This window comes from Variovorax sp. OV329 (assembly GCF_900114785.1).
GTDB lineage: Bacteria > Pseudomonadota > Gammaproteobacteria > Burkholderiales > Burkholderiaceae_C > Variovorax.
Genome location: NZ_FOUG01000002.1, coordinates 175,515 through 200,214 on the forward strand (window position 1 = coordinate 175,515; position 24,700 = coordinate 200,214).

Genomic DNA, 24,700 nt, shown 5'->3' on the forward strand with positions numbered 1-24,700 from the left:
CTGCATCACATGCTCCCAGGCGCCCCCGACGAAGCCCCCCTCTACCGCTTCGGCCGAGCCGAGTTGGATGCGGCTGCCCAGGAGTTGACCATCGACGGCAAGCGTGCGCCCCTGGGCGCACGCGGCGTCGGCCTGCTGCGCATGCTCATCGAGCGGCGGCAGGCGGCCGTCTCCAAGCACGAATTGCTGGAGAAGGTGTGGAGCGGCGTGATCGTCGAGGAGAACAACCTGCAGGTGCAGATCTCCACGCTGCGCCGCCTGCTGGGTCCTCACGCCATCGCGACCATCCCGGGTCGGGGCTACCGCTTCATGCTGCCGCTGGAAGGCGAGCCCCCCGATCCATCGGAAGCGAACGGGACCCTGCGGGGCCCGGCGAACGGGGAGCCGATGCGGCGCGCAGCCAACGCGGGCAACCTGCCCGTACGCCTGCCCGAGCTCTACGGGCGGCATGACGAAAGCGCCGCCGTCCAGGCACTGGTGCAGGAACACAGCCTGGTCTCGATCGCCGGCGCCGCAGGCATCGGCAAGACGCGCCTGGCCATGGCGGTGGCCGCGGCGATGGCGCGCGAGTGTCCCGACGGGGCCTGGCTCATCGAACTGGCGGCGGTCAACGATCCGCGCCTGCTGGTGCAGAGCGTCGCCCAGGGCATGCGGCTCGCCCTGCCTGGCCTGCGAGAGCCCATCGACGAGCTGTGCGCCGCGCTTCACGCCCGGCGCGCGCTGCTTGTACTGGACAACTGCGAGCACCTGATCGAGGACATCAGCACGCTGATTGCACGGTTGCTCAACGACGGCGAGGCACTTCGCATCCTGGCCACGACGCAGGAGGCGCTGAAGCTGCCCGAGGAATGCGTCTACCGTCTCTCGCCGCTTTCAGTGCCGGCCAACGCACAGGTCGCGGATCCGCTCAGCTATGGCGCGGTGCGCCTGCTCTTCGAACGCGTGCGCGCGCTGCGCCCGCAGTTCAACATCGACAGCTCCAACGTGGAAGCGGTGGTGGATATCTGCCGCCGGCTGGACGGTCTGCCGCTGGCCATCGAGCTCGCGGCTGCGCGCGTGCCGATGCTGGGGGTGATGGGCGTGGAAGAACGCCTGGGCGAGCGCTTCCACGTGCTCACCGGCGGCTCGCGCGTGGCTCCCAAGCGCCACCAGACGCTGCGCGCCGCGCTCGACTGGAGCCATGCGCTTCTGGACGAGAACGAGCGCGCGGTCTACCGGCGCCTGGGCGCATTCGTCGGCAGCTTCTCTCTCGAAGGTGCACAGGAACTGGTGGCCTCGGAAGACATCGACGCCTGGTCCGCGCTCGAATACCTCAGCAGCCTGGTCGAGAAGTCCCTGGTCATCGCCGAAGGCGAGCCACGACCGCGCTACCGCATGCTCGAATCGACGCGGGAGCACGCCCTGGAGCAACTCGCCGGCGCGGGCGAGACCTACACCTGGCTGGCGCGCCATGCAGAGGTCACCTGGCACGCACTTCAGCACTACGTCAAGGGCCGGCGCACGGAGGCGATCCTGGCCGAGATGCCCAATGTGCGCAGCGCCTACGAGTGGGCACGAACGACGCCGCAGGCGCGCGTCGAGGCAGTGGCACTGGCCACCCTGCCCTCGATGATCGTCGCGGTCCGCGGCGCAGTGCAGGAAGCGCGCGAGCGCCTGCTCGAAGTGGAACCGCTGGTGGGAGACGACCTGCCCAAGCCGCTGGTCGCGCAGTACTGGCAATGGTATGCCCGCATTGGCCTGGGCGGCCGCCTTCCAGCCTCGCGCTGCGTCGATGCGCTGCAGCGGGCCGAACGCATGTTCAGCGAGCTGGGCCGCGAACGCCATGTGCACGCCTGCCGGCGTCATCTGGCCGAGGCCCTGCTCGATGCGGGCGACCTGGCAGGGTCCGCGCAGGCGCTTGAGCGCGCGAGGATGATGGAAATCGAAGGCTGGCCGCCGGTCGACACCATGCGCCGCATGCGCGTGCAAGGGCTGTGGCTCGCCAAGGCCGGGCGCACTGAAGAGGCCCTGCATTGCTCCGCCCTGGCGCTCGAGAAGGCGCAGGACACCAACATCGGCCGCTACCAACTGGTGCTGCTGGACGACATTGCGCGCTTCCACCTGGAGGCGGGCAACGCCCATGAAGCTGCCGAGCGCTACAGCGCCCTGGTCGACCGCTCGCGCCATGCGCAGGCAGGCCTGACCTTGTCCAACGCACTGTCGGGCCTGATCGCGGCGCTGACCGCGGAAAAGCAGCTGGACGAAGCAGAGGCGGTGGCGGCCGAGGCTGTGCCCGTCCTGTCCCGCAGCTCCATCCTGGTGGCACGCGCCGACATCCTGTCACTGCTGATGGCACAGCGTGGACGACACGAGGCCGCGGCGCGCCTGCTGGGCGCATCGGAGCACTTCCGAGCCAGCTGCGAGACGCCGCGCGACCCGGTCGAACGGCGCTGCCGCGCCGATGCAATGGCTTTTCTCGCAGGGGCAGTTGGCCAGACGCAGCTGCGCGAATGGATGACGGCCGGTGCCGGTGCGACCGAGGCCGAGTTGGTGGCACTGCTGCCGTCCAACGCGAAGGCCAGCCCGCGCTGATTCCCGTGGCTCAAGCCGCAGCGAGCGCCGCCCCGCCTGCCGCCATGAGTCCCAGCGCCCAAACCCTGTCCAGGTTCAGCCACGTGCGCTGAAGCATGCGCAGCCCCAGATAGCGATACACCAGCCACGCGATCCCCGCACCGGCGGTGATCATCACCAGCGTGTGCACCAGCGCCACCGTCAGCGCGGTGCCTAGGCTCGCCGCCATCAGCATGCGCATCGCAGAGGCTTCTGCCTGCGGGGCCGGACCACACAGCCCGATGAAGATCGGCAGCAGCATCAGTCCCGCGCCATGCACGCTCGCCATCACGAAGGACCACAGCGCCAGCTGCGTGGGCCGGATGCGCGCCATCCAGCGATGGCGGTGGAGCACGCGCGACCAGGGCGTGAGCAACACCACGCCGAAGAGCAATACCAGCAGGCCGGCGCCGATGCGGATCTCGCGGCTCCACTGCATCAGCCAGCTCAGCAGCGCAAAGGGCAGCAGCACGAGGGCCATGGCCAGCAGGTGCCCGGCGCCCAGCGGCAGCCACGCGCTCCACACTGCCCGGGCCCGCCGCCCGTCCAGGCCGCGCGCCACCGCAAGCGGCCAGCCCATGGCCGGATTCAGGCCGTGATAGACGCCCAGCAGCACAACGCCGGCCCACAGCCAGGCGCTGGCCACGAGGGTGCCCTGCTGCACGTTCACGCCGACGAGTAGCAGAAGGAATCGGTGGAGCAGTCGCCGCCCTGCAGCCGGACCTGGTGCGCCGCGTAGTCGTCGCCGAAGTCCACGCAGAAGTTCTTGTCCAGCTCGATGCCGCCGTCCTTGCCGACGTTGCACATCACCTGCCGGCCCGGGATGCCCTTGGCGTAGTGCGGATAGAACTGCGAATCCCAGCGGCTGTAGAGCGAGTTGGTGAAGTACACGCGCTTGCCGTCGCGGCTGATCTCGGTCATCTGCGGGCCGCCGCCGAAGGCGCTGCCGTTGGGATGCTTCGCGTTGTTCACGATGCCGCCGATGCGCACGCTGCCCACCAGCTTCGGGTTCATCGGGTCGCTCACCTCATACTGCCGCAGCTCGCCCGTGCCCCAGCAGGCCACGTACAGGAAGCGGTCGTCCATCGACAGGTCGATGTCGCTGATGAGCGGTGGCACCGCGCCGAAGCCCTGCAGCAGCGGCGGCAGCACCGAGGCGTCGGCCGGCTCGGGCGGGATCACCGCGGTCTTCTTCGCGTTGAACTTGCCGTCCTTGTCGCGCCACCAGGTCCAGATCGAGCCTTCGAGGTTGGTGGTGTCCACCACCACGCCGACGAAGCCCCATTCGCGCACCGGGTCGTGCGCCGGCCGCACCTCCAGCGCCATCTGGTGGTTGGCGCCCAGGTCGATGGTCTGCACGTGTCGGCGCCCGCGCAGGTCCCAGAAATGCAGCTGGTGGCCGTAGCGGTTGCCCAGCAGTTCCTCGGGCACCACGCCGTTCTCGAACTGCGGCGGCAGCCCCCATTCGCTGGACACCATGTAGTCGCGCGGCAGGTTCCACCAGAAGTCGTAGTGCAGCTTCTGCGGACCGCGCTCGATCTCCCACTTGCCCAGAATGTCGAAGGTCTGGCAGTCCATCAGGAACACGCCGGGTGGCCCTTCGGTGCCGTCGGCACCGCCACCGCCCAGCGTGCTGATGTACAGGCCCTCGGGCCCGCAGTGCACGGTGTGCGGGCGCGAGTAGCCGGTCTTCTTCAGCACTTCCTCGGGCTCGATGGTGCGCACCAGCCTGGGCTTGCGCGGGTCGGGCTCTGTGTCCACCACGTACACCCGCGAGGAGCGGATGCCCGGGATGATCAGGTAGCGGCGCTTGAGGAAGGCATGGCCCGACATGGGCCACAGCGCCGAGCTGCACGCGTTCCAGCCGAAGTGGTGGAACTCGTCGCCCTTGTTGGGCATGTCCAGCCGGTACAGCACTGTGCCGTAGGTCTTGGACGAAGGATCGACGTCCACCACCGCCAGCGCGTCCGGCCGCGAGGCATCGGGCGAGAGAAGCGCGGTGTAGGCGATGCGTTCCGGCTCCGCTTCCATCGCCAGGCGCGGCGTGGGATGGAAGCTCGGGTCGGTTCGGAGGGAATCGGGCATGGCGGCTCCTCGGCGGGCAAGGGACGATGGAAAGCACACGCGAAACGAAACAGGCGCAAAAGTATGCGCCAGGCTTCATCCCTCACCAAGGGCCGATACACACCTTACGGCGCGCTACAGCGCGCGCCGGAGACCTCAGGCGGCCGCCTGGTGGCCCTTCTTGCCGAAGAGCTTCTTGCCCAGTTCCACCGCGAACAGGACGATCGCGCCGGCGATCACGCCCACCACCAGGTTGGCCAGCATCGAGCCCAGCACCGACGCTGCACCGCCCCACTGCGCCAGCCAGGCTTCGATCGCATGGCCCAGCGCCGGCACGCCATGCACCAGGATGCCGCCGCCCACCAGGAACATCGCGGCGGTGCCCAGCACGGACAGCGTCTTCATCAGCCAGGGCGCCAGCCACAGCAGCCCGCGGCCGATGGCCTGCACCGCGCTGCTGGCACGCCGGCTCAGGTACAGGCCCAGGTCGTCCAGCTTCACGATGCCGGCCACCAGGCCGTACACGCCCACGGTCATGGCGATGGCGATGCCCACCAGCACCGCCAGCTGCGTGCCGAAGGGCTTGCCCGCCACCGTGCCCAGGGTGATGACGATGATCTCGGCCGACAGGATGAAGTCGGTGCGCACGGCGCCCTTGATCTTGTCCTTCTCCACCTGGCGCAGGTCCACCTTCTCCTCGACCAGCGCGGCTTCCAGCTCGGCCCGCTCGGCCTGCGCCTCTTCCTTGTGCAGGAACTTGTGGGCCAGCTTCTCCACGCCCTCGAAGCACAGGAAGGCGCCGCCGATCATCAGTAGCGGCGTCACGGCCCAGGGCAGGAAGGTGCCGATCAGCAGCGCCGCCGGCACCAGGATCGCCTTGTTGACGAAGGAGCCCTTGGCCACCGCCCACACCACCGGGATCTCGCGTTCGGCCCGCACGCCCGACACCTGCTGCGCGTTGAGTGCCAGGTCGTCGCCCAGCACGCCGGCCGTCTTCTTGGCGGCCACCTTGGTGAGGACGGAGACGTCGTCCAGCACGGTGGCGATGTCGTCGAGCAGCAGCAGCAGGCTGGAGGCCATAGATCGGGCGCAAAGAGGTTGAAAGCGCCGATGGTAAGGGCGGCGCAAGGCAAGCCCCAGTCCGCGAGGCTCGCCGGGCTGTCGGCCGATGGCGCGACCTGGGGCCGCGCCATCGGCGCAAGGGCTCAACCCTGCGCGATGGGGATGTAGATCTCGCCGCCCGCGCGTCGGAACTCGTCCGCCTTCTGCGCCATGCCCTGCGCCAGCGCGGCCTGCTCGCTCACGCCCTGGGCGGCGGCGAATTCGCGCACCTCCTGCGTGATCTTCATCGAGCAGAACTTGGGCCCGCACATGGAGCAGAAATGCGCTTCCTTGCTCGAGTCCTTGGGCAAAGTCTCGTCATGGAAGTCGCGCGCCGTCTCCGGGTCCAGGCTGAGGTTGAACTGGTCGTGCCAGCGGAACTCGAAGCGCGCCTTGCTCAGCGCGTCGTCGCGCGCACGCGCACCCGGGTGCCCCTTGGCCACGTCCGCGGCATGCGCCGCGATCTTGTAGGCGATGATGCCCGCCTTGACGTCCTCCCGGTCGGGCAGGCCCAGGTGCTCCTTGGGCGTGACGTAGCAAAGCATGGCAGTGCCGAACCAGCCGATCATGGCCGCCCCGATGGCACTGGCGATGTGGTCGTAGCCCGGCGCCACGTCGATGGTCAGCGGGCCCAGCGTGTAGAACGGTGCCTCGTGGCAGTGCTTGAGCTGCTCTTCCATGTTGGCCTGGATCATGTGCATGGGCACGTGGCCGGGGCCTTCGATCATGGTCTGCACGTCGTGCTTCCACGCGATCTTGGTGAGCTCCCCCAGGGTGCGCAGCTCGGCGAACTGGGCCTCGTCGTTGGCATCGGCCGCGCAGCCGGGGCGCAGGGCGTCGCCCAGCGAGAAGCTCACGTCGTACTGCTTCATGACCTCGCAGATCTCCTCGAAGTGCGTGTACAGGAAGCTCTCCTTGTGATGCGCGATGCACCACTTGGCCATGATCGAGCCGCCGCGCGAGACGATGCCGGTGCGCCGGTTGGCCGTGAGGTGGATGAAGGGCAGGCGCAGGCCCGCATGGATGGTGAAGTAGTCCACGCCCTGCTCCGCCTGCTCGATGAGCGTGTCGCGGTAGATCTCCCACGTGAGGTCCTCGGCCACGCCGCCCACCTTCTCCAGCGCCTGGTAGATGGGCACGGTGCCGATGGGCACAGGCGAGTTGCGCACGATCCAGTCGCGCGTGGTGTGGATGTTGCGGCCGGTGGAGAGGTCCATCACGTTGTCCGCGCCCCAGCGGATGGCCCACACCAGCTTTTCCACCTCTTCCTCGATGCTGGAGGTCACGGCCGAGTTGCCGATGTTGGCGTTGATCTTCACCAGGAAGTTGCGGCCGATGGCCATCGGCTCCACCTCGGGGTGGTTGATGTTGGCCGGGATGATGGCGCGCCCGCGCGCCACCTCGTCGCGCACGAACTCGGGCGTGACGATGCGCGGAATGCTCGCGCCCATGGGGTTGCCCGCCAGGCGCGCTTCGCGGCTGGCATCGGCCATGTACTCGGCCATCCATTCGCGCCGTCCGTTCTCGCGGATGGCCACGTACTCCATCTCCGGCGTGACAATGCCCTGCTTCGCATAGTGCATCTGCGTAACGTTGCCGCCGGGCTTCGCGCGGCGCGGCATGCGCTGCAGCCGGGCCGCCTCGCGGCGCAGCGAGGCCAGGCGCTCGCTGGCCTCGTCCTTGGCGCCGTCGTCCAGGGCCTGCGGGGCGCGGCCGTCGTAGTAGACCGTGTCGGCGCGCGCGTCGATCCAGTCCAGGCGCGGCTGCGGCAGGCCGGTGCGGATGTCGATGTCCACCGTCGGGTCCGTGTAGGGGCCGGAGGTGTCGTAGAGCGAGACCTGCTCGCCGTTGGTAAGCTTGACCTCGCGCATCGGCACGCGGATGGCCGGATGCAGCGCGCCGGGCACGTGCGTCTTGGTCGAAGCGGGAAACTGCTCGCGGGCGCGTGCGAGCAACTCGGTGAAGCTGGCGAGCCGGGGGTCGAGGGGGGCGTTCATCAGGGTCCTTTCCGTGGGTGGCAACTGCGACAAGTTGCTCCGGAAAGTGCCCTGGGGAGGTGCCACTGCGGCCGGCACATGCACCGCCTGGGCGGTTCACATGCCCATCGCGGGCGGTCTTCTCAGGATCAGCTCTTCTTCCGCCGGTATTAACCGGATCAAGTTCATCGGGTCCGGCCTTGGATCAGGCCGTCTCAGCACACTGTGCACCCCGGAGCGACCGCGATTGTAGTCCCGTCAGGCCACGTCGCGCTTGAGGCGAATCTCTTCGATGCGCGTGGCGCCGATGGCGGTGGTCTTGGCGGTCTTCATCTCGCGCTTGAAGCCGGCCAGCTCGATGAAGCGGATGGCGCGGTCGTTGCGCAGCGGCACCCAGATGGTGACGGTGGTGCAGCCTTCGTCGTCGAGGCCTTCGCGTGCGGCGTCCCACAGGGCCACGCCCACACCCTTGCCCCAGTGCTCGGGCTTGATGTGCAGGGCCCAGATCTCGCCGGCAGTGGCGGGCGTCTTGGGGTCGCGCGAGCGGTCGAAGCCGACGAAGCCGATGACGGCGCCGTCGATCTCGGCGACGTGGACCTGCGGCTCGCCGTACTCGATGGCATCGCGCCACTTGCCTTCACGCGAGGCAGGTGCGAGCAGGGCCAGCTGGTCTTCGGGCAGGATGTCCTTGTAGGCCGCCTGGGTGGCGGCGGCATGGACTTCGGCGACGGCTTTGGCGTCGCGCAAGGTGGCGGGGCGGACTTTGTAGTCAGGCATCGGAAAAACAATCAAACAGGGAAACCGGAAAGCCCCCTATTGTCGCTCTTGCGGCTGGGCAGGCGAATAAACTTGCCCGCTCTCCCATGAAGATCCGCATCGAACCCGCCGGCTTCGAATTCGAGGCCGCGCCCGGACGCACCCTCCTGCAGGCAGCCGAAGACGCCGGCCTGGAGATTCCCGCGTCCTGCCGCAACGGCACCTGCCGCACCTGCCTGTGCCGGGCCAGCGGCGGCGCAGCGGTGCGCTACCGCGTCGAATGGCCGGGCGTATCGCTGGACGAGAAGGACGAGGGCTGGATCCTCCCCTGCGTGGCCGAGCCGCTCGGGGACATGACGCTTCACATCCCCTACGCCCTGTCCCTGTTCGACTGAGCCGGCGAGCACGAGCGGGCTAACGCCGCGGCGGCTTGTCCATCTTGTCGTGGCGGACGGCTTCGTCCTCCATCAGCTCGAACCACATCGCGTTGAGCACGGCAAAGGCGGCCGCCAGCGGCAGGCCGAGAATCCAGGCGAAGTACCACATGTCGAATCCTCCCTATGGGTCAGTAGGCGTGGCCGCTGCCCTGCTCGATTTCGCGCGCGTCGACCTTGCCGCGCATCACCGAGTACACCCAGCTCGTGTAGGCCAGGATGATGGGCAGGAAGATGATCACGCACACCAGCATGATGAAGAGCGTGAGGTGGCTCGACGAGGAGTCCCACACCGTGAGGCTGGCGCGCGGGTCCACCGACGAAGGCAGGATGAAGGGGAACATCGACACCCCCACGCTCAGCACGATGCCGGCCACGCTCAGCCCGCTGGCCAGCAGCGCCAGCAACGCCTTGCGCGCCGCCATGGCCAGCCAGGCAAGCACCGCCCCGCCGATGCCCAGCAGCGGCACCAGGTACAGCAGCGGGTTGGCGAAGTAGTTGGTGAACCACGCGCCGGGTTGATGCGCCACCGTCTTGAGCAGCGGGTTGGAAGGACCGTCGGCCACGATCGCGCTGGTGATCTTGTAACCTTCCACGAACTTGTAGAGCAGAAGGCCCGCCAGCACGAAGAGCACCGCCGTGGCAATGGCCGCGATGCCGCCGAAGCGGCGCGCACGCTCGTGCACCTCGCCCTCGGTCTTGAGCTGCAGCCAACTGGCGCCGTGCATCACCAGCATCGCCACCGAGACGAGGCCCGTCAGCAGCGCAAAGGGATTGAGCAGGCCGAAGAAGGAGCCGGTGTAGTGGATCTGCATGTCCGGCTCCAGCCTGAAGGGCACGCCCTGCAGCACGTTGCCCATGGCCACGCCGCAGATCAGCGCCGGCACGAGGCCGCCGATGAACAGCGCCCAGTCCCAGGTAGTGCGCCAGCGCGCGCTCTCGTTCTTGCCGCGGAACTTGAAGGCCACCGGCCGCAGGATGAGCGCGGCAAGGATCGCGAACATCGCCAGGTAGAAGCCCGAGAAGGACACGGCATAGAGCTGCGGCCAGGCCGCGAAGATCGCGCCGCCGCCCAGGATCAGCCACACCTGGTTGCCTTCCCATACCGGCCCCACCGCGTTGATGACCACCCGCCGTTCCAGGTCGGTCTTGCCCACGAAGGGCAGCAGCATGCCGGTGCCCAGGTCGAAGCCGTCCATCACCGCGAAGCCGGTCAGCAGGATGCCCAGCAGCAGCCACCAGATGAGGCGCAGCATCTCGTACGAAATCAGTTCATGCAGGACCATGTCTTGCTCCTCGTCTTTCAGTTCCGGGCCGTGGCCAGCGTGGCATGGCCGCGCGCGCGGGCCTCCGCCAGCGTGTCGGGCTGCAGCTCCGGCCCCTTGCGGATGGCCTTGAAGAGCAGCTTCCACTCGACCACGATCAGCACCGTGTAGATGGCGATGAAGAGCAGCAGTGTCAGCAGCACCGAGCCCGCGCCGTGATTGGACACGGCCACCGCGGTGGGCAGCACGCCCTCGATCACCCAGGGCTGGCGGCCCAGCTCGGCCACGATCCAGCCGCATTCGGCCGCCAGGAAGGGCAAGGGGATGCTCCACACCGCCACCCACAGCAGCCAGCGCCAGCGGTCCAGCCTGCGCATGGCCGACAACACGAAGAAGGTGCCCGTGAGCAGGATGAAGAAGATGCCCAGGCCCACCATGATGCGGAAGCTCCAGAACAGCGGCGCCACCGGCGGCACCGTGTCCCAGGCGGCCTGCTTGATCTGCGCGTCGGTCGCATCGCGCGGGTCGTCCACGTAGCGCTTGAGCAGCAGCGCGTAGCCCATGTCGCCGCCGTGCTCCTCGAAGGTGGCCTTCGCGTCCGGCGGGATGTTGGCGGTGCTGCCGGCATCGCGGATGCGCTGCAGCGCCTCGTAGCCCAGCAGGCCGCTGCGCACGCGTTCCTCGGCGCGCTTCTCCAGCTCGTCGATGCCGGGAATCACGGTGTCCAGCGAGCGCGTGCCGATGAGGCCCATCGCCCATGGCACGTGCACGGCGAAGTGCGTCTCGCGCGAGGCCTGGTCGGGAAAGCCGAAGACGGTGAAGGCGGCCGGCGGCGGCTCGGTCTCCCACATGGCTTCGATGGCGGCCAGTTTCATCTTCTGGTGTTCCGTCGTCATGTAGCCGCTCTCGTCGCCCAGCACCACCACCGACAGCGCGGCGGCCAGGCCGAAGGAGGCGGCCACCGTCATCGAGCGCCGGGCCAGCTCCAGGTGCCGGCCCTTGAGCACGTACCAGGCCGACACGCCCAGCACGAAGATCGCGGCCGTCACGTAGCCGGCCGAGACCGTGTGCACGAACTTGGCCTGCGCCACCGGGTTGGTCAGCACCGCGGCGAAGTCGGTTACCTCCATGCGCATGGTCTGCGGGTTGAAGGCGGCGCCCACCGGGTTCTGCATCCAGCCGTTGGCGATCAGGATCCACAGCGCCGAGAAGTTGGAACCCAGCGCCACCGCCCAGGTGGTGATCAGGTGGCCCACCTTGGACATGCGGTCCCAGCCGAAGAAGAACAGGCCGACAAACGTGGCCTCGAGGAAGAAGGCCATCAGCCCCTCGATGGCCAGCGGCGCGCCGAATACGTCGCCCACGTAGTGGCTGTAGTAGGACCAGTTCATGCCGAACTGGAACTCCATCACGATGCCCGTGGCCACGCCCATGGCGAAGTTGATGCCGAAGAGCACGCCCCAGAACTTGGTCATGTCGCGCCAGATGCTGCGCCCGGTCATCACGTAGACCGTCTCCATGATGGCCAGGATGATCGACAGCCCCAGCGTGAGCGGAACGAACAGGAAGTGATAGAGCGCTGTCGTTGCAAACTGCAATCGTGACAACGCGACGATGTCGAGATCCATGGGGTTCCTTTCTTCTCCTGTGAGGGCTTGCGCCCGATCAGTGATTCGTCAGTCCGGTCTGAGCTCGCGCAGCGCCGCCTCGAAGCCGGGCGTGCCGCGCCGATGATCTGCAACCACGATTCCCCCTCGCATGCACAGCAGCCGGTCGGCCAGCGCCGCCTCGCGCCGCAGGTGGGTCGCGACGACGAGGCTGCGCCGCTGCCGCTGCGCCTCATGGCCAAGACGCTCGAGCACGTCTTGCGCGGTGCGAGTGTCCAATCCTTCGCTCGGTTCGTCCAGTAGCCACAAGGGGGTGTCTTTTCTCAGCAGCAGGCGCGCCAGGGCGAGCCGGCGCGCCTGCCCGCCCGACAGGCCGAGGCCGCCCTCGCCCAGACGGGTGCCCAGGCCCTGCGGCATGGCGTGCACGTCCTCTGCCAGTCCCGCGTCCTGCAGCGCCTGCCACAGGCGCGCATCGTCGGCGTTTTCATCGGCCAGCCGCAGGTTGCCGCGGACGTCGTCCTGGAAGAGTTCGCTGCGCTGCGTGAGCCAGCAGGCAGGCAGCGCCTTCAGCGTGCCGCCGCGCGGATGCAGCTCGCCGGCGATGGCCGCGAGCACGGTCGACTTGCCGGCACCGCTGGCACCGACGATCGCAACGCGCTCGCCCTTCTCCAGGCAAAGGTCGAAGCCGGCAACGGCCGGAAGCGCGCTGCCTGCATGCGCGAGCACCAGCCCTACGCATTGCGCTGCGATGCCGGCCTCCGGCGAAGCGGGCGTGGTCGCTTCGGCTTGCGGCAGTTTCAGGCGCGGCGCGATGCGGCGCACGGCGAGCAGGCTGCGACCCAGTTCGACGGCACCGCGCCGCAATGCAGCAAAGGGCTCCATCGCGGCCAGCGACAGCAGCACCAGCAAGGCGGCCACTGGGGCGCCGATGCGCCCGGCGTCCACCAGCCAGGCGGCGGCCATCAGTGAACCGGAGAGCAGCAACGCGCTGCCGGCGCCCCAAGCCCAACCCGCGCGGGCTTCCAGGCGATGCAGTTCAGTCTCGGCGCGCAGCAGGCGCGCATCGGCGCGGGCCACTGCCTCGCATTGCGCATCGATGCGCCCGGCCATCACGAGTTCCGTCTGGCCCGCCACCAGGTCCACCACGCGCTCACGCAGGCGCTCCAGCGCGAGGCCGCGCCGCATCGATGCGCGCCGCGCGCGCAACGCCGTCAGCACCGCGATGCCCGCGCCGCACAGCAGCAGCCACAGCACCACGGCCCCGCCCACCCATGCAGCGGCGAACACGCCGAAGGCCACTGCGGCCAGCAGGGCGGCGCCCAGCGCCGACAGGGCGGGCACCATGACGCGCAGGTAAAGCGACTCCAACGCATCGATGTCAGCGGTCAGGCGGAACAGCAGCCGCGCAGGACGTGCATGCAGCCGTCGCGCTGCCTCGGGCTGTGCCCAGCCCCTGAAGAGTTGTTCGCGCAGGCCCGCGGTGACCGACAGCGTCGCATCGTGCGTCAACAGCCGCTCGCCGTAGCGCGAGGCTGTACGGCCGATGGCCAGCAGCCGGATGCCGGCCGAAGGCATGAAGACGTCGAACACGATGGCAGTGGCCGCCTGCAGGCCGGCCAATGCGGTGGCGGCGATGAACCAGCCGGAGAGCCCAAGCAGCGCCATGCCCGCCAGCACCGTCAGCAGCGCGAGGCCGGCGCCGAGCGCGAGCGTGCGTGGCTGCGCCTGCAGGCAGGCGCGCAGTACCGTCCTCACTTCGCCGGCATGCAGTTCAGGCGAGCGCATCCGCGGCCTCCTTTCTCAGCGATTGCGCCGCGGCACCCAGGTGGATCACGCGGTCCATGCGCGCGGCCAGGACCGGGTCGTGCGTGGCGACGATGAGCGTCCTGCCTTGCGCAAGCGCAAGCAGCGATTCGCTCACGTGTCGCGCGGTCTCGCTGTCGAGGTGCGCGGTGGGCTCGTCGACCAGCAGCAGGTCGGCATGATCGGCGCGCACCGCCAGGCGGGCCAGCGCCAGGCGCAGGGCTTCACCGCCCGAAAGGCCCAGCCCACCCTCCCCCACCGCAGCCGCGGGATGGGCCTGATCCACCCGCTGCAGCCCTGCATCGCGCAGGGCCTGCTGCACGCGGGTGCGTGAGGCCTGGGGGTCGGCCAGCGCCACGTTGGCATGCACCGTGCCGGCGAACACATGCGGCCGCTGGCCCATCCAGGCCATGCGCTGGCGCAGTTGCGCGGCGCTGCCGTCGTCCAATCGGATGCCGCCGATCTCGATGCGGCCCGAGCGCGGCGGCATCAGCCCCGCGATCAGCGCGAGAAGGCTCGACTTGCCGCAGCCGCTGGGGCCGAAGAGCGCCACCTGCTCGCCCGGTGCAATGGCCATCGACATGGCGTCCAGCACATTCTCGGCTTCGCGATGCGCAAGCCGCACATCGTGCAGAACGACACCGGGCGGCGCGCCTTGCGCGACCGCTGCGGGCGAGGTCGCCAGCGCAGCGCCGGGCAAGGGCTCGGCGCCCTGGGTGCTGTGCCGGATTGCGGCCAGCGCAGCTTCGCCCGCGGCGCGGTCATGCCACACCGCCGACAGCTCGCGCAGGGGCTCGAAGAAGGCCGGGGCCAGCAGCAGGATGAACAGGCCCTCGCCCAGGTCCAGCTGGCCATGCCAGGTACCGAAGGGCAGTTGGCCCAGCAGGTGGAAGCCCACGTAGACCGCCACCATCGCCACGCCCAGCGCGGAGAACAGTTCCAGCACGGCGGAAGACAGGAAGGCGATGCGCAGCACCGCCATCGTGCGTTCCTGCAGCGCGCGGGCCGTTTCGCGCAGGCGCGTCGCGGTGGCATCGACCGCGCCCAAGGCGCGCAGGCTGGCCAGGCCGCGCAGACGGTCGAGCAAGAAGGCGTTCATGCCGCCCTGCTCCAGCATCTGCGCCTCGCTGGCGGCCTTGGCACGCCAGCCGACGATGGCCATGAACAACGGGATCAGCGGCGCCGCAAGCGCCAGCACCAGCGCGGCCGTCCACGAAAACCACAACACGCAGGCGAGGATCGCCAGGGGTACCAGCCTCATCTTCCATTGCGCCGGCTGGTAGCGGGTGAGAAAGGGCAGCAGCGCATCGGCCTGCTCGGCCACCAGGCTGGCTGCGGCGCCCGAGGCGGGCCGCGCCAGGTCCAGGGGCGAGCGCGCCGCGAGGGCGCGGGCCAGTTGCACGCGCAAGTCGCTCAGCAGGCTGCGCGCCTGGCCGAACACCAGGCGGGACCCCACCGCTTCGCAGGCCGCGCGCAGCAGGCCCAGCGCCAGCACGCCTGCGGCGGGGGGCCAGGCGGCGCCCAGGCCGCGCCCGTTCGCCATGCCCTGCACTGCCATTGCGATCAACGCGGCCTGCGCCGTCCACAGCAAGGCGGCAATCACCTGCAGGCCGGCACCGGACGGCAGGCGCCGCGTCCAGCGGCGAAGCGTTTGCACGGCAGGGAGGTCTTGCGAGGTAGCCAAGGTTTCTTGAACTTTCAGGTTTTTCTGAAATTACGCGAAATCATACATGGCGCGCCAATACCCCGGCGCAGCAACGGCATCGGTTCGGCGACCTGGCATGCGTCAGCGCAAGCCACCCCCGCAGCGGCCGGGCCATTGTGCGCACGGGCGCGCAGACCGTGTGACATGCACAGCGGTCCAGTCGGCTATTGGCTTGCGAAAGTCGGATTCGGGCCGAGAATGCGGCCCCCCGCGCTCAGGCAGCGACGAGGGCGCCGCTGGCCAGCAGCACGGCCAGCAGCGAGAAGGTCAGGCGCCCGGTTGCGGGGCGCGATTCCACCCACCGGTGCAGCAACGTCGCTGCGCCCATCGCCAGCGCGAGCGCCGCGCCCATGGCCAGCAGGTCGATCCAGGGCGAATGCGGCCCGGCGCGCGACACCAGCGCGTTGACCAGGAGGATCACCGGGAAATGGATGAGGAACAGCGAATAGGAGATCCGCCCCAACCACATCACGGGCCGCGTCACCAGCCAGGCCGGCGGATCGGCCAGCCAGCCGCGCCGCAGCGACAGGGCCAGCAGCAAGGCGGACACCAGGGCGATGGCGATGCGGATGCGCCATTCCCAGGCCAGCGCCTCGGCGCCGATGGCCGCCAGCAGCGCCAGGGCGGCGCCCCAGCGCCAGGGGTTGCGGATGCGGCCGACCCAGAAGGCCAGCATGCCCAGCCCATAGGAGCCGACGAAGTAGAAGGCCGTGGCGTCCAGCCCCGACTTGAGGTTGAAGGCAAACAGCGAGGCGCAGGCCAGCATCAGCACCAGCAGGGCCAGCAGCCAGGCCGCACGCACGGCCTCCAACTGCCAGCGCCGCTGCAGCCATTCGGCCAGCGACACCACCGCCAGGGCCAGCACGAAAAGCTGGAAGTCGATCGCCACGTACCAGACACCGGTGGACAGCGCCTCGTAGCCCAGCACGTCCTGCAGCAGCAGGCCATGGGCCAGCAGTTGCGAGAACACCGGCGCGGCGGGCACCACCTCGTTGTCGAACCAGGGCCGGATGGCCGCGGCCAACAGCACGGTCACGCTCAGTGCCGCCAGGTAGGGCATGGCCAGCCGGGCGTAGCGCTGCCACACGCGCTGCCAGTTGCCCGCGCTGGCGCGCATCACACCCTCGGGCGCAAGCGAACCCGCCGCCAGGAAGCCGGCAATGACCAGGAAAACCTGGACCGCGAGGCGGCCGTGTTCGGCCAGCCAGCCGATGAGCCGCGGCGCCAGCAGCGCAGCCGCTTCAGGCAGCGGGCCGTAGCGGCACAGGTGGTGGCCGACGATGAACAGGCACGCAACGCCCTTGGCCGCATCGAGAAGCGGCATGCGGCCGGCCCAGGCGGCCGGCGACGGCGCGGGTTGCGCGAGAACCGCGCTCAAAGGGCCAGGCGTTTGCGTGCCTCGAAGTATTCGCGCTTGAGCTTCTCGACGAAAGCCGCCGCGCTGGTCACTTCGGTGATGGCGCCGATGCCCTGGCCGGAACCCCAGATGTCCTTCCAGGCCTTCTTCGCGCTTTCACCGCCGCCGAAATTCATGGTCTTCAGGTCGCCTTCGGGCAGGTTCTCCGGATCCATGCCGGCGGCGCGGATCGAGGGTGCCAGGTAGTTGCCGTGCACGCCGGTGAAGAGGTTCGAGTAGACGATGTCATCGGAGTTGCCCTCGACGATCGCCTTCTTGTACTCGTCGCTGGCACGGGCCTCGTGCGTGGCGATGAAGGCCGTGCCGATGTAGCCGAAGTCCGCGCCCATGGCCTGCGCGGCGAGCACCGCACCGCCCGTGGCGATGGCGCCGCTCAGCGCGACCGGACCGTCGAACCACTGGCGGATCTCGTGGATGAGGGCAAAGGGGCTCTTCACGCCCGCATGGCCGCCGGCACCAGCCGCCACGGCGATGATGCCGTCGGCGCCCTTCTCGATCGCCTTCTTCGCGAAGGCGTTGTTGATCACGTCGTGCAGCGTCACGCCGCCGTAGCTGTGCACCGCCTCGTTGACGTCGGTACGCGCGCCCAGCGAGGTGATGACGATCGGCACCTTGTACTTCACGACCATCTCCATGTCGTGCTGCAGGCGGTCATTGCTCTTGTGCACGATCTGGTTGATGGCGAAAGGCGCGGCCGGCTTGTCCGGGTTGGCCTTGTTGTAGGCGGCCAGTTCTTCCGTGATCTCCGCGAGCCAGTCTTCCAGCTGCGATGCCGGGCGCGCGTTGAGCGCGGGCATGGACCCCACCACCCCGGCCTTGCACTGTGCAATGACGAGCTTGGGGTTGCTGATGATGAAGAGCGGCGAACCGATGATGGGCAGCGGCAGGTTCGCGAGCACGGGCGGCAGCTTGGACATGAAGTCTCCGAAAGGGGAAAAACTGGATGGAGGTTTATATGTTTCGAGACGGGCGGCACCAGTGCTTTTTGTGACAGGCGCCGCCGCCCTTTTCTGCGCCCGCGAGGGGCATGGCCTCAGAAGGCCTCGACCGGCAGCGCCGTGACGCTGGCCGCACCCTCGACGATGCTGTGCGCGGCGGCCGGCACGCCGTTGAGGATGTGCTCGGCGTAGAAGCGCGCCGTGACGGCCTTGGCCTTCATGAAGCTCACGTCCTGGCCATCGGCGGCCAGCTTCTGCGCGATGAGCAGCGAGCGGGCCAACTGCCAGCCGGCCACCAGCTTGCCGGCGGCCATCAGGTAGGGCACGCTGCCCGCGAACACCGCGTTGGGCGAGGCCTTGGTCTGGCCGGCCACGAACTCGACGATCTTCACGAAGGCTTCGCGTGCGGCGCTCAGTTGCTTGAGCACGGCCTTGGCGTCATCGCTGCCCTGCTCGGCCAGCTCGGCCTCGGTCTTCTTCACCTGCTCGGCGATGGCCTTGGCCACCTGGCCGCCGTCGCGCGCGGTCTTGCGGCCCACCAGGTCGTTGGCCTGGATGGCGGTGGTGCCTTCGTAGATGGTGAGGATCTTCGCGTCGCGCAGGTACTGCGCCGCGCCGGTCTCCTCGATGAAGCCCATGCCGCCGTGCACCTGCACGCCCAGCGAGGTCACGTCCAGGCTCATCTCGGTGCTGTAGCCCTTGACCAGCGGCACCATGAATTCGTAGAAGGCCTGGTTCTGCTTGCGCACCTCGCCGTCCGGATGATGGTGCGCCGCGTCGTAGGCGGCGGCGGCCACGGTGGCCATGGCGCGGCAGCCCTCGATGTGGGCGCGCATGGTCATCAGCATGCGCTTCACGTCGGGGTGATGGATGATGGCCGCGCTGGCGTTGATGGAGCCGTCCACCGGACGGCTCTGCACGCGATCCTTCGCGTAGGCCACCGCCTTCTGGTAGGCGCGCTCGGCCACCGCGATGCCCTGCATGCCCACCGCGTAGCGGGCCGAGTTCATCATGATGAACATGTACTCCAGGCCGCGGTTCTCCTCGCCCACCAGGTAGCCGATGGCGCCGCCGTGGTCGCCGTACTGCAGCACGGCGGTGGGCGAGGCCTTGATGCCCAGCTTGTGCTCGATGCTCACGCAGTGCACGTCGTTGCGCGCGCCCAGCGAGCCGTCCTTGTTCACCATGAACTTGGGCACCACGAACAGGCTGATGCCCTTCACGCCTTCGGGCGCGCCGGCCACGCGGGCCAGCACCAGGTGCACGATGTTCTCTGCCATGTCGTGCTCGCCGTACGTGATGAAGATCTTCGTGCCGAAGACCTTGTACGTGCCGTCCGGCAGCGGCTCGGCCCGGCTGCGTACCAGCGACAGGTCGCTGCCGGCCTGCGGCTCGGTCAGGTTCATGGTGCCGGTCCACTGGCCGGTGACCAGCTTCTCCAGGTACACGGCCTTGAGCTCGTCGGAGCCAGCCGTGAGCAGCGCCTCGGTGGCACCGTCGGACAGCAGCGGGCACAGGGCAAAGCTCAGGTTGGCCGAGTTGAGCATCTCCAGGCAGGCCGCGCCGATGGTCTTGGGCAGGCCCTGGCCGCCGAAGTCGACCGGATGCTGCAGGCCCTGCCAGCCGCCGGCGGCGTACTGTGCAAAGGCTTCCTTGAAGCCGGGGGTGGTGGTGACCACGCCGTCCTTGAGCGAGGACGGGTTGCGGTCGCCCTCGACGTTCAGCGGGGCAACCACGCCCTCGTTGAACTTGGCGCATTCCTCGAGCACGGCTTGCGCGGTCTCCAGTCCGGAATCCTCGAAAACGGGCATCTGGGCGATCTGGTCGATGCGGGCGAGGTGCTCGATGTCGAACAGCATGTCCTTGAGCGGGGCGGTGTAACTCATGATGTGTCTCCTCCTGGGTGCAGATACGAAAAAGGCATCGCGAACGATGCCTCTTGTGGCTTCAGCGTGTGAACGCCTCTTCTTTACAGTGCCTTGACCAGTTCCGGCACGGCCGTGAACAGGTCGGCTTCCAGGCCGTAGTCGGCCACCGAGAAGATCGGCGCTTCGGGGTCCTTGTTGATCGCCACGATCACCTTGGAGTCCTTCATGCCCGCCAGATGCTGGATGGCGCCCGAGATGCCGGCAGCGATGTACAGCTGCGGCGCCACGATCTTGCCCGTCTGGCCCACTTGCCAGTCGTTGGGGGCGTAGCCCGCGTCCACGGCCGCGCGGCTGGCGCCCAGGCCCGCGTTGAGCTTGTCCGCCAGCGGTGCCATCACCTCCTGGAACTTCTCGGCGCTGCCCAGCGCCCGGCCACCCGAGACGATGATCTTGGCGGCCGTCAGCTCGGGGCGTTCGCTCTTCGTGACTTCACGGCCCACGAAGGCGCTCTTGCCACTGTCGGCCACGCCCGCGGCATTCTCGACCGAGGCGCTGCCGCCTTCCTTGGCTGCCGCGTCGAAGCCCGTGGTGCGCACGGTGATCACCTTGGTGGCGTCGCTGCTCTGCACCGTGGCAATCGCGTTGCCCGCGTAGATGGGGCGCTCGAAGGTGTCGGCGGCGATCACCTTGGTGATGTCGCTGATCTGGGCCACGTCCAGCTTGGCCGCCACGCGAGGCGCCACGTTCTTGCCGTTGGCGGTGGCCGGGAACAGGATGTGGCTGTAGTTGCCGGCGATGGCCACAACTTGCGCGGCCACGTTCTCGGCCAGGTTCTCGGCCAGGCTGGCGCTGTCGGCGGCGATCACCTTGGAAACGCCGGCGATCTTGGCCGCTTGCGCTGCGGCTTCGGCAGCGTTGGCGCCAGCCACCAGCACGTGCACATCACCACTCTGGCAGGCGATGCCCGCCGTCACGGTGTTCAGGGTCGCCGGCTTGACGGTGGCGTGGTCGTGTTCGGCAATGACGAGTACGGTCATGTCTTTATCTCCCTCTTCCTCAGATCACTTTGGCTTCGTTCTTGAGCTTGTCCACCAGGGTGGCCACGTCGGGCACCTTGATGCCCGCGCCGCGCTTGGGGGGCTCGGCGACCTTGAGCGTCTTCAGGCGAGGCGCCACGTCCACGCCCAGGTCGGCGGGGCTGAAGGTGTCCAGCTGCTTCTTCTTGGCCTTCATGATGTTGGGCAGCGTCACGTAGCGCGGCTCATTGAGGCGCAGGTCGGTGGTGATGACCGCGGGCAGGCTGAGAGAGATGGTCTCCAGGCCGCCATCGACTTCACGCGTGACGTTGACCTTGTCACCAGCGACTTCGACCTTGGAGGCGAAGGTGGCTTGGGGCAGGTCCGCCAGGGCGGCGAGCATCTGGCCGGTCTGGTTGTTGTCGTCGTCGATGGCCTGCTTGCCCAGGATGATCAGCGAGGGCTGTTCCTTCTCGACAAGGGCCTTCAGCAGCTTGGCCACGGCCAGGGGCTGCAGTTCCTCGGTGCTCTCCACCAGGATGCCGCGGTCGGCGCCGATGGCCATGGCGGTGCGCAGCGTTTCCTGGCACTTGGCCTCGCCACACGAGACGGCAATGATCTCGGTGACCACGCCCTTTTCCTTCAGGCGCACCGCCTCTTCGACGGCGATCTCGTCGAAGGGGTTCATGCTCATCTTGACGTTGGCGATGTCGACGCCGGAGCCATCAGACTTGACGCGGACCTTGACGTTGTAATCGACGACCCGCTTGACGGGGACCAATACCTTCATGGGTTGACTCCATTGAATTGCAAAACCGGGGGATGCGCGACGGGCAGCCCGCCATTTTAGGGCGGTGCCCGAGGGGCATCTGTTCATTTCAATCACCCAGCACGTGCCGTCGTCAAAAAGCGAACGGTCGTGCTTTTTTCTTGTAATTATAGGGGAGCTTCGCTGCGCTGCAACATGGCATCGGGTAAGGATTCGATACGCACGGCGCGGCGTGGGCCGGCGATCTCGATGCCCGCCGCACGCAGGCCTTCGAGGACGGCGATGTTGATGTCCGAGCGGACGTTCGCCTGCCCTTTTTCCGGATCCTTCACCCAGAAGTTGAGGCTGAATTCCAGGCCGTCCGGCGCAAAGTTGATCAGGAAGGCGACCGGCGCCGGGTCGGCCATGACCCGAGCATGGGCACGCGCTGCGCCCGTCAGGATGCCCTGCACCTGCGCCACCTCGCTGCCGTAGCCCACCACGATGTTGGTCGTGATGTTGAATTTCAGGTCGGCCTGCGTCAGGTTCTCGACGCGGCTGGTGATGAGCGATTCGTTGGGAACGATGGCCTCGCGCCCGTTGCCCGCACGGATGAGCGTGTAGCGGGTCTTGATGTCGGTGATGCGCCCCTCGAAGGTGTCGACCCGCACGTTGTCGCCGATGCGGATGGAGCGCTCCAACAGGATCACGAAGCCGCTGACGTAGTTGGCCGCCAGCTTCTGCAGGCCGAAGCCCAGGCCCACGCCGAGCGCGCCGCCGAGCACCGACAGCGCCGTCAGGTCCACCCCCACCGCCGACAGCGCGAACAGAAGGCCGATGAGCAGCAGGAAGGCCCGCATCGCGTTGGATGCCACCTTGCGCATCGACAGGTCGTGCACCGCCTGCGCCAGCACGCGCTTCTCGATGGTGGCCGAGATCCACAGCGCGACGATGAGCACCAGGCCGGCCGAGGCCACGCCTTCGAGAATGGTGCGCAGGCTCACCGGCGACTTGCCGAAGGCCAGGTGGATGGAGTCCAGCTCTTCCAGCACCGTAGGCAGCAGCCCGACGATCCAGAGGATGGCGCCGATCCATGCCACCCACGACACCGTGCGCTCGATCAGCCGCATCACCGACGAGGCCGGGAACACCGCCGCCAGCACCCGTGCCACGAAGCGGATGGCCACCAGCGCCACCAGCCCGGACACCGCGATGCGCAGGATCAGCACCGTCTGCACTTCCAGCAGGGCGCGGCGCCCCAGGTCGGTGAAGATCAGCGCCAGCAGCGGAAACAGCAGGCCGTCGAATATGTTGCGGCCGAACCAGATGGAATCCTTGGGCTGGTCGCGGCCGAACCAGCGGCACACGCTCCAGGCCAGCAGCACGCACAGGGCGAGCACGCCCGCCTCGATCCAGAGCGTGCGCGGATCGACCTGGGACAGGCGCTCCAGGAACTCGTCCAGGCGCAGCATCAGACCTCCGCCAGCACGCGCAGGTGCGCCTCCACGCTGCCGGCCAGCGCGTCGAGGTTGTAGCCGCCTTCCAGCATCGAGACGATGCGCCCTTGCGAGAAGCGGCGTGCCACGTCGTGGATGCGGCTGGTGATCCAGTAGTAGTCGTTCTCGTTGAGCCCCAGCTGCGCCAGGTCGTCGTCGCGGTGCGCGTCGAAGCCGGCACTCACGAAGATCATCTGTGGCTTGAACTCCTCCAGGCGCGGCATCCACATCGCCTCGACCAGCTCGCGCACGTCCATGCCGCGGGTGTAGGCCGGCACCGGCACGTTGCACATGTTGGGCGCCGGATGGTCGGCGCCGCTGAAGGGGTAGAAGGGGTGCTGGAAGATGCCCACCATGAGCACCCGCGGGTCGTTGGACAGGATGTCTTCCGTCCCGTTGCCGTGGTGCACGTCGAAGTCGACGATGGCCACGCGCTTGAGGCCGTGCTTCTCCAGCGCATGCCGCGCCGCGATGGCCACGTTGTTGAAGAAGCAGAAGCCCATGGCCTTGTCGTGGCAGGCATGGTGGCCCGGCGGGCGCACGGCGCAGAAGGCGTTCTCCAGCTCGCCCGCGATCACCGCGTCGGTGGCGGCGATGCCGGCGCCGGCGGCGCGCCGGGCGGCAAGCATGGTGAAGCCGTTCATGCTGGTGTCGGGGTCGATCTGGGCGTGGTCGGGGCCGCCGGCCGGGGCGTCGGCCACCAGGCGCTGGGCCAGGGACTGCAGGTGCTCGACATGCTCGGGCGTGTGGGCCAGCATCAGCTGCTCCAGGGTGGCCAGGGGCACCTCGCCGCGCTCCAGCGCATCGCCCACACCGCTTGAAAGAAGCCGGTCCTCGATGGCGTCCAGCCGCTCTGGGCATTCCGGATGGCCCCGTCCCATCTCGTGCTTCCAGAAGTCTCGGTGTGTGAAGTAGCCGGTTTTGCCCATGTTCGGTGGCAGGTCGGAACGAAGGGACTTGCCGACCTACGGTATGGTTTGCATATGGATACAAAAATGGACGTCGCTGCGAAGCTCGCCAGTCTGCTGGGTCAGCTTAACACGGTGATCGTGGGCAAAGAGGCGCAGGTGCGCGAGTGCGTGGCCTGCCTGCTGGCCGGCGGACACCTGCTGATCGAGGACGTGCCGGGCGTCGGCAAGACCACCCTGGCGCACGCGCTGTCGCACACCTTCGGCCTGCAGTTCTCGCGCGTGCAGTTCACCGCCGACCTGATGCCGGGCGACCTGTCGGGCGTGGCCATCTACGACCGCGGGCAGCAGGGCTTCGTGTTCCACCCGGGCCCCATCTTTGCCCAGGTGCTGCTGGCCGACGAGATCAACCGCGCCAGCCCCAAGACCCAGAGCGCCCTGCTCGAGGCCATGGAGGAGAAGCAGGTGACCATCGAGGGCGAGACCCGCGCCCTGCCCACGCCCTTCTTCGTCATCGCCACGCAGAATCCCTTCGACCAGCTGGGCACCTTCGCCCTGCCCGAGTCGCAGCTGGACCGCTTCCTGATGCGCATCTCGCTGGGCTACCCCGACCGCGCCGCCGAGCGCGAGCTGCTGGCCGGCGCGGACCGGCGCGAGATGCTGGCCGGGCTGCCGGCGCTGCTCACCCCGGGCGAGCTGCAGGCGCTGCAGCAGCGCGTGCAGCAGGTGCACGCGGCCGAGCCGCTGCTGAACTATGTGCAGGACCTGATCGCCGCAACCCGCTCGGGCCGATGGTTCCTGCAGGGGCTGTCGCCGCGCGCGGGCATCGCGCTGCTGCGCGCCGCCAAGGCCCAGGCTCTGCTGGCCAACCGCGACTACGTGGCGCCCGACGACGTGCAGGCCGTGCTGCCGCAGACCATCGCCCACCGCCTGACGCCCGTGGGCGACGCCGGCCGCGGCGCGGTCGAGCAGGTGCGCGCCATGATGGCCGCCGTGCCCCTGCCCTGAG

Annotated in this window: 20 protein-coding genes and 1 riboswitch; of the genes, 3 read left to right on the forward strand and 17 right to left on the reverse strand. The window is 68.4% G+C overall.

Translation table 11 applies throughout. The annotated features are described in order from the left end of the window. Positions 1 to 9: 9 nt before the first annotated feature. Positions 10 to 2,571: an ATP-binding protein gene (locus BM345_RS03590; RefSeq protein ID WP_093375635.1), complete on the forward strand. Its 2,562-nt coding sequence runs from the start codon at positions 10 to 12 to the stop codon at positions 2,569 to 2,571. Between the two features lie 10 nt (positions 2,572 to 2,581). Here BM345_RS03590 and BM345_RS03595 read toward each other — a convergent pair whose 3' ends face one another. The 5 genes from BM345_RS03595 to BM345_RS03615 all read right to left on the reverse strand — a co-directional run bounded on the left by BM345_RS03595 (position 2,582) and on the right by BM345_RS03615 (position 8,507). After that, a complete protein-coding gene (locus tag BM345_RS03595; protein WP_254789501.1) occupies positions 2,582 to 3,259 on the reverse strand; it encodes a hypothetical protein in 678 nt (225 codons plus the stop codon). Beyond that, a complete protein-coding gene (locus BM345_RS03600; protein ID WP_093375637.1) occupies positions 3,256 to 4,674 on the reverse strand; it encodes a selenium-binding protein SBP56-related protein in 1,419 nt (472 codons plus the stop codon). Before BM345_RS03600 ends, BM345_RS03595 begins: the two co-directional genes overlap by 4 nt. 135 nt (positions 4,675 to 4,809) lie before the next feature. After that, complete coding sequence (locus BM345_RS03605) at positions 4,810 to 5,733, reverse strand: DUF808 domain-containing protein (protein WP_093375639.1); 924 nt, start codon at positions 5,731 to 5,733, stop codon at positions 4,810 to 4,812. A gap of 125 nt (positions 5,734 to 5,858) precedes the next feature. Beyond that, on the reverse strand, positions 5,859 to 7,751 hold the full coding sequence (thiC, locus tag BM345_RS03610; protein WP_093375640.1) for a phosphomethylpyrimidine synthase ThiC: 1,893 nt from the start codon (positions 7,749 to 7,751) through the stop codon (positions 5,859 to 5,861). Between the two features lie 118 nt (positions 7,752 to 7,869). Then, positions 7,870 to 7,975, reverse strand: a riboswitch (TPP riboswitch). Positions 7,976 to 7,988: 13 nt separating this feature from the next. Beyond that, the gene (locus tag BM345_RS03615; RefSeq protein WP_093375642.1) at positions 7,989 to 8,507 is read right to left on the reverse strand and encodes a GNAT family N-acetyltransferase; all 519 of its coding nucleotides are present in this window, start codon (positions 8,505 to 8,507) and stop codon (positions 7,989 to 7,991) included. 86 nt (positions 8,508 to 8,593) lie between these two features. Here BM345_RS03615 and BM345_RS03620 point away from each other — a divergent pair, with 86 nt between their 5' ends. Further along, entirely contained in the window at positions 8,594 to 8,881 is a 288-nt protein-coding gene (locus BM345_RS03620; protein ID WP_093375644.1) for a 2Fe-2S iron-sulfur cluster-binding protein, read from the forward strand. Between the two features lie 19 nt (positions 8,882 to 8,900). Here the strand turns inward: BM345_RS03620 and cydX are convergent, their stop codons facing one another. From cydX to BM345_RS03680, 12 genes are all read right to left on the reverse strand, one after another. Further along, the gene (gene cydX / locus BM345_RS03625; RefSeq protein ID WP_093375646.1) at positions 8,901 to 9,032 is read right to left on the reverse strand and encodes a cytochrome bd-I oxidase subunit CydX; all 132 of its coding nucleotides are present in this window, start codon (positions 9,030 to 9,032) and stop codon (positions 8,901 to 8,903) included. Between the two features lie 19 nt (positions 9,033 to 9,051). After that, on the reverse strand, positions 9,052 to 10,206 hold the full coding sequence (cydB, locus tag BM345_RS03630; protein ID WP_093375648.1) for a cytochrome d ubiquinol oxidase subunit II: 1,155 nt from the start codon (positions 10,204 to 10,206) through the stop codon (positions 9,052 to 9,054). Between the two features lie 17 nt (positions 10,207 to 10,223). Beyond that, positions 10,224 to 11,813: a cytochrome ubiquinol oxidase subunit I gene (locus BM345_RS03635; RefSeq protein ID WP_093375650.1), complete on the reverse strand. Its 1,590-nt coding sequence runs from the start codon at positions 11,811 to 11,813 to the stop codon at positions 10,224 to 10,226. A 48-nt stretch (positions 11,814 to 11,861) separates the two neighbouring features. Next, on the reverse strand, positions 11,862 to 13,577 hold the full coding sequence (locus BM345_RS03640) for an amino acid ABC transporter ATP-binding/permease protein (protein WP_093375652.1): 1,716 nt from the start codon (positions 13,575 to 13,577) through the stop codon (positions 11,862 to 11,864). Next, positions 13,564 to 15,252 carry a thiol reductant ABC exporter subunit CydD gene (cydD, locus tag BM345_RS03645; RefSeq protein ID WP_093375654.1) on the reverse strand — a complete coding sequence of 563 codons (1,689 nt, stop codon included), beginning with the start codon at positions 15,250 to 15,252 and terminating at the stop codon, positions 13,564 to 13,566. Before cydD ends, BM345_RS03640 begins: the two co-directional genes overlap by 14 nt. A gap of 262 nt (positions 15,253 to 15,514) precedes the next feature. After that, a complete protein-coding gene (locus tag BM345_RS03650) occupies positions 15,515 to 16,678 on the reverse strand; it encodes an acyltransferase family protein (protein ID WP_254789503.1) in 1,164 nt (387 codons plus the stop codon). Further along, a complete protein-coding gene (locus BM345_RS03655) occupies positions 16,675 to 17,634 on the reverse strand; it encodes an NAD(P)H-dependent flavin oxidoreductase (protein WP_093375656.1) in 960 nt (319 codons plus the stop codon). Before BM345_RS03655 ends, BM345_RS03650 begins: the two co-directional genes overlap by 4 nt. A gap of 116 nt (positions 17,635 to 17,750) precedes the next feature. Next, positions 17,751 to 19,541, reverse strand: a complete 1,791-nt coding sequence (locus BM345_RS03660) for an acyl-CoA dehydrogenase (RefSeq protein WP_093375658.1) — start codon at positions 19,539 to 19,541, stop codon at positions 17,751 to 17,753. 83 nt (positions 19,542 to 19,624) lie between these two features. After that, positions 19,625 to 20,560, reverse strand: a complete 936-nt coding sequence (locus BM345_RS03665) for an electron transfer flavoprotein subunit alpha/FixB family protein (RefSeq protein WP_093375660.1) — start codon at positions 20,558 to 20,560, stop codon at positions 19,625 to 19,627. 19 nt (positions 20,561 to 20,579) lie between these two features. Next, positions 20,580 to 21,329, reverse strand: a complete 750-nt coding sequence (locus tag BM345_RS03670; RefSeq protein WP_093375662.1) for an electron transfer flavoprotein subunit beta/FixA family protein — start codon at positions 21,327 to 21,329, stop codon at positions 20,580 to 20,582. Between the two features lie 146 nt (positions 21,330 to 21,475). Further along, positions 21,476 to 22,759 carry a mechanosensitive ion channel family protein gene (locus BM345_RS03675; RefSeq protein WP_093375664.1) on the reverse strand — a complete coding sequence of 428 codons (1,284 nt, stop codon included), beginning with the start codon at positions 22,757 to 22,759 and terminating at the stop codon, positions 21,476 to 21,478. Continuing rightward, positions 22,759 to 23,712 (reverse strand): histone deacetylase family protein, encoded by a 954-nt coding sequence (locus BM345_RS03680; protein ID WP_093375666.1) that lies wholly within the window; start codon positions 23,710 to 23,712, stop codon positions 22,759 to 22,761. Before BM345_RS03680 ends, BM345_RS03675 begins: the two co-directional genes overlap by 1 nt. A 66-nt stretch (positions 23,713 to 23,778) precedes the next feature. Here BM345_RS03680 and BM345_RS03685 point away from each other — a divergent pair, with 66 nt between their 5' ends. Then, positions 23,779 to 24,699 (forward strand): AAA family ATPase, encoded by a 921-nt coding sequence (locus tag BM345_RS03685; RefSeq protein WP_093375668.1) that lies wholly within the window; start codon positions 23,779 to 23,781, stop codon positions 24,697 to 24,699. The last annotated feature ends 1 nt before the right edge of the window (position 24,700 follow it).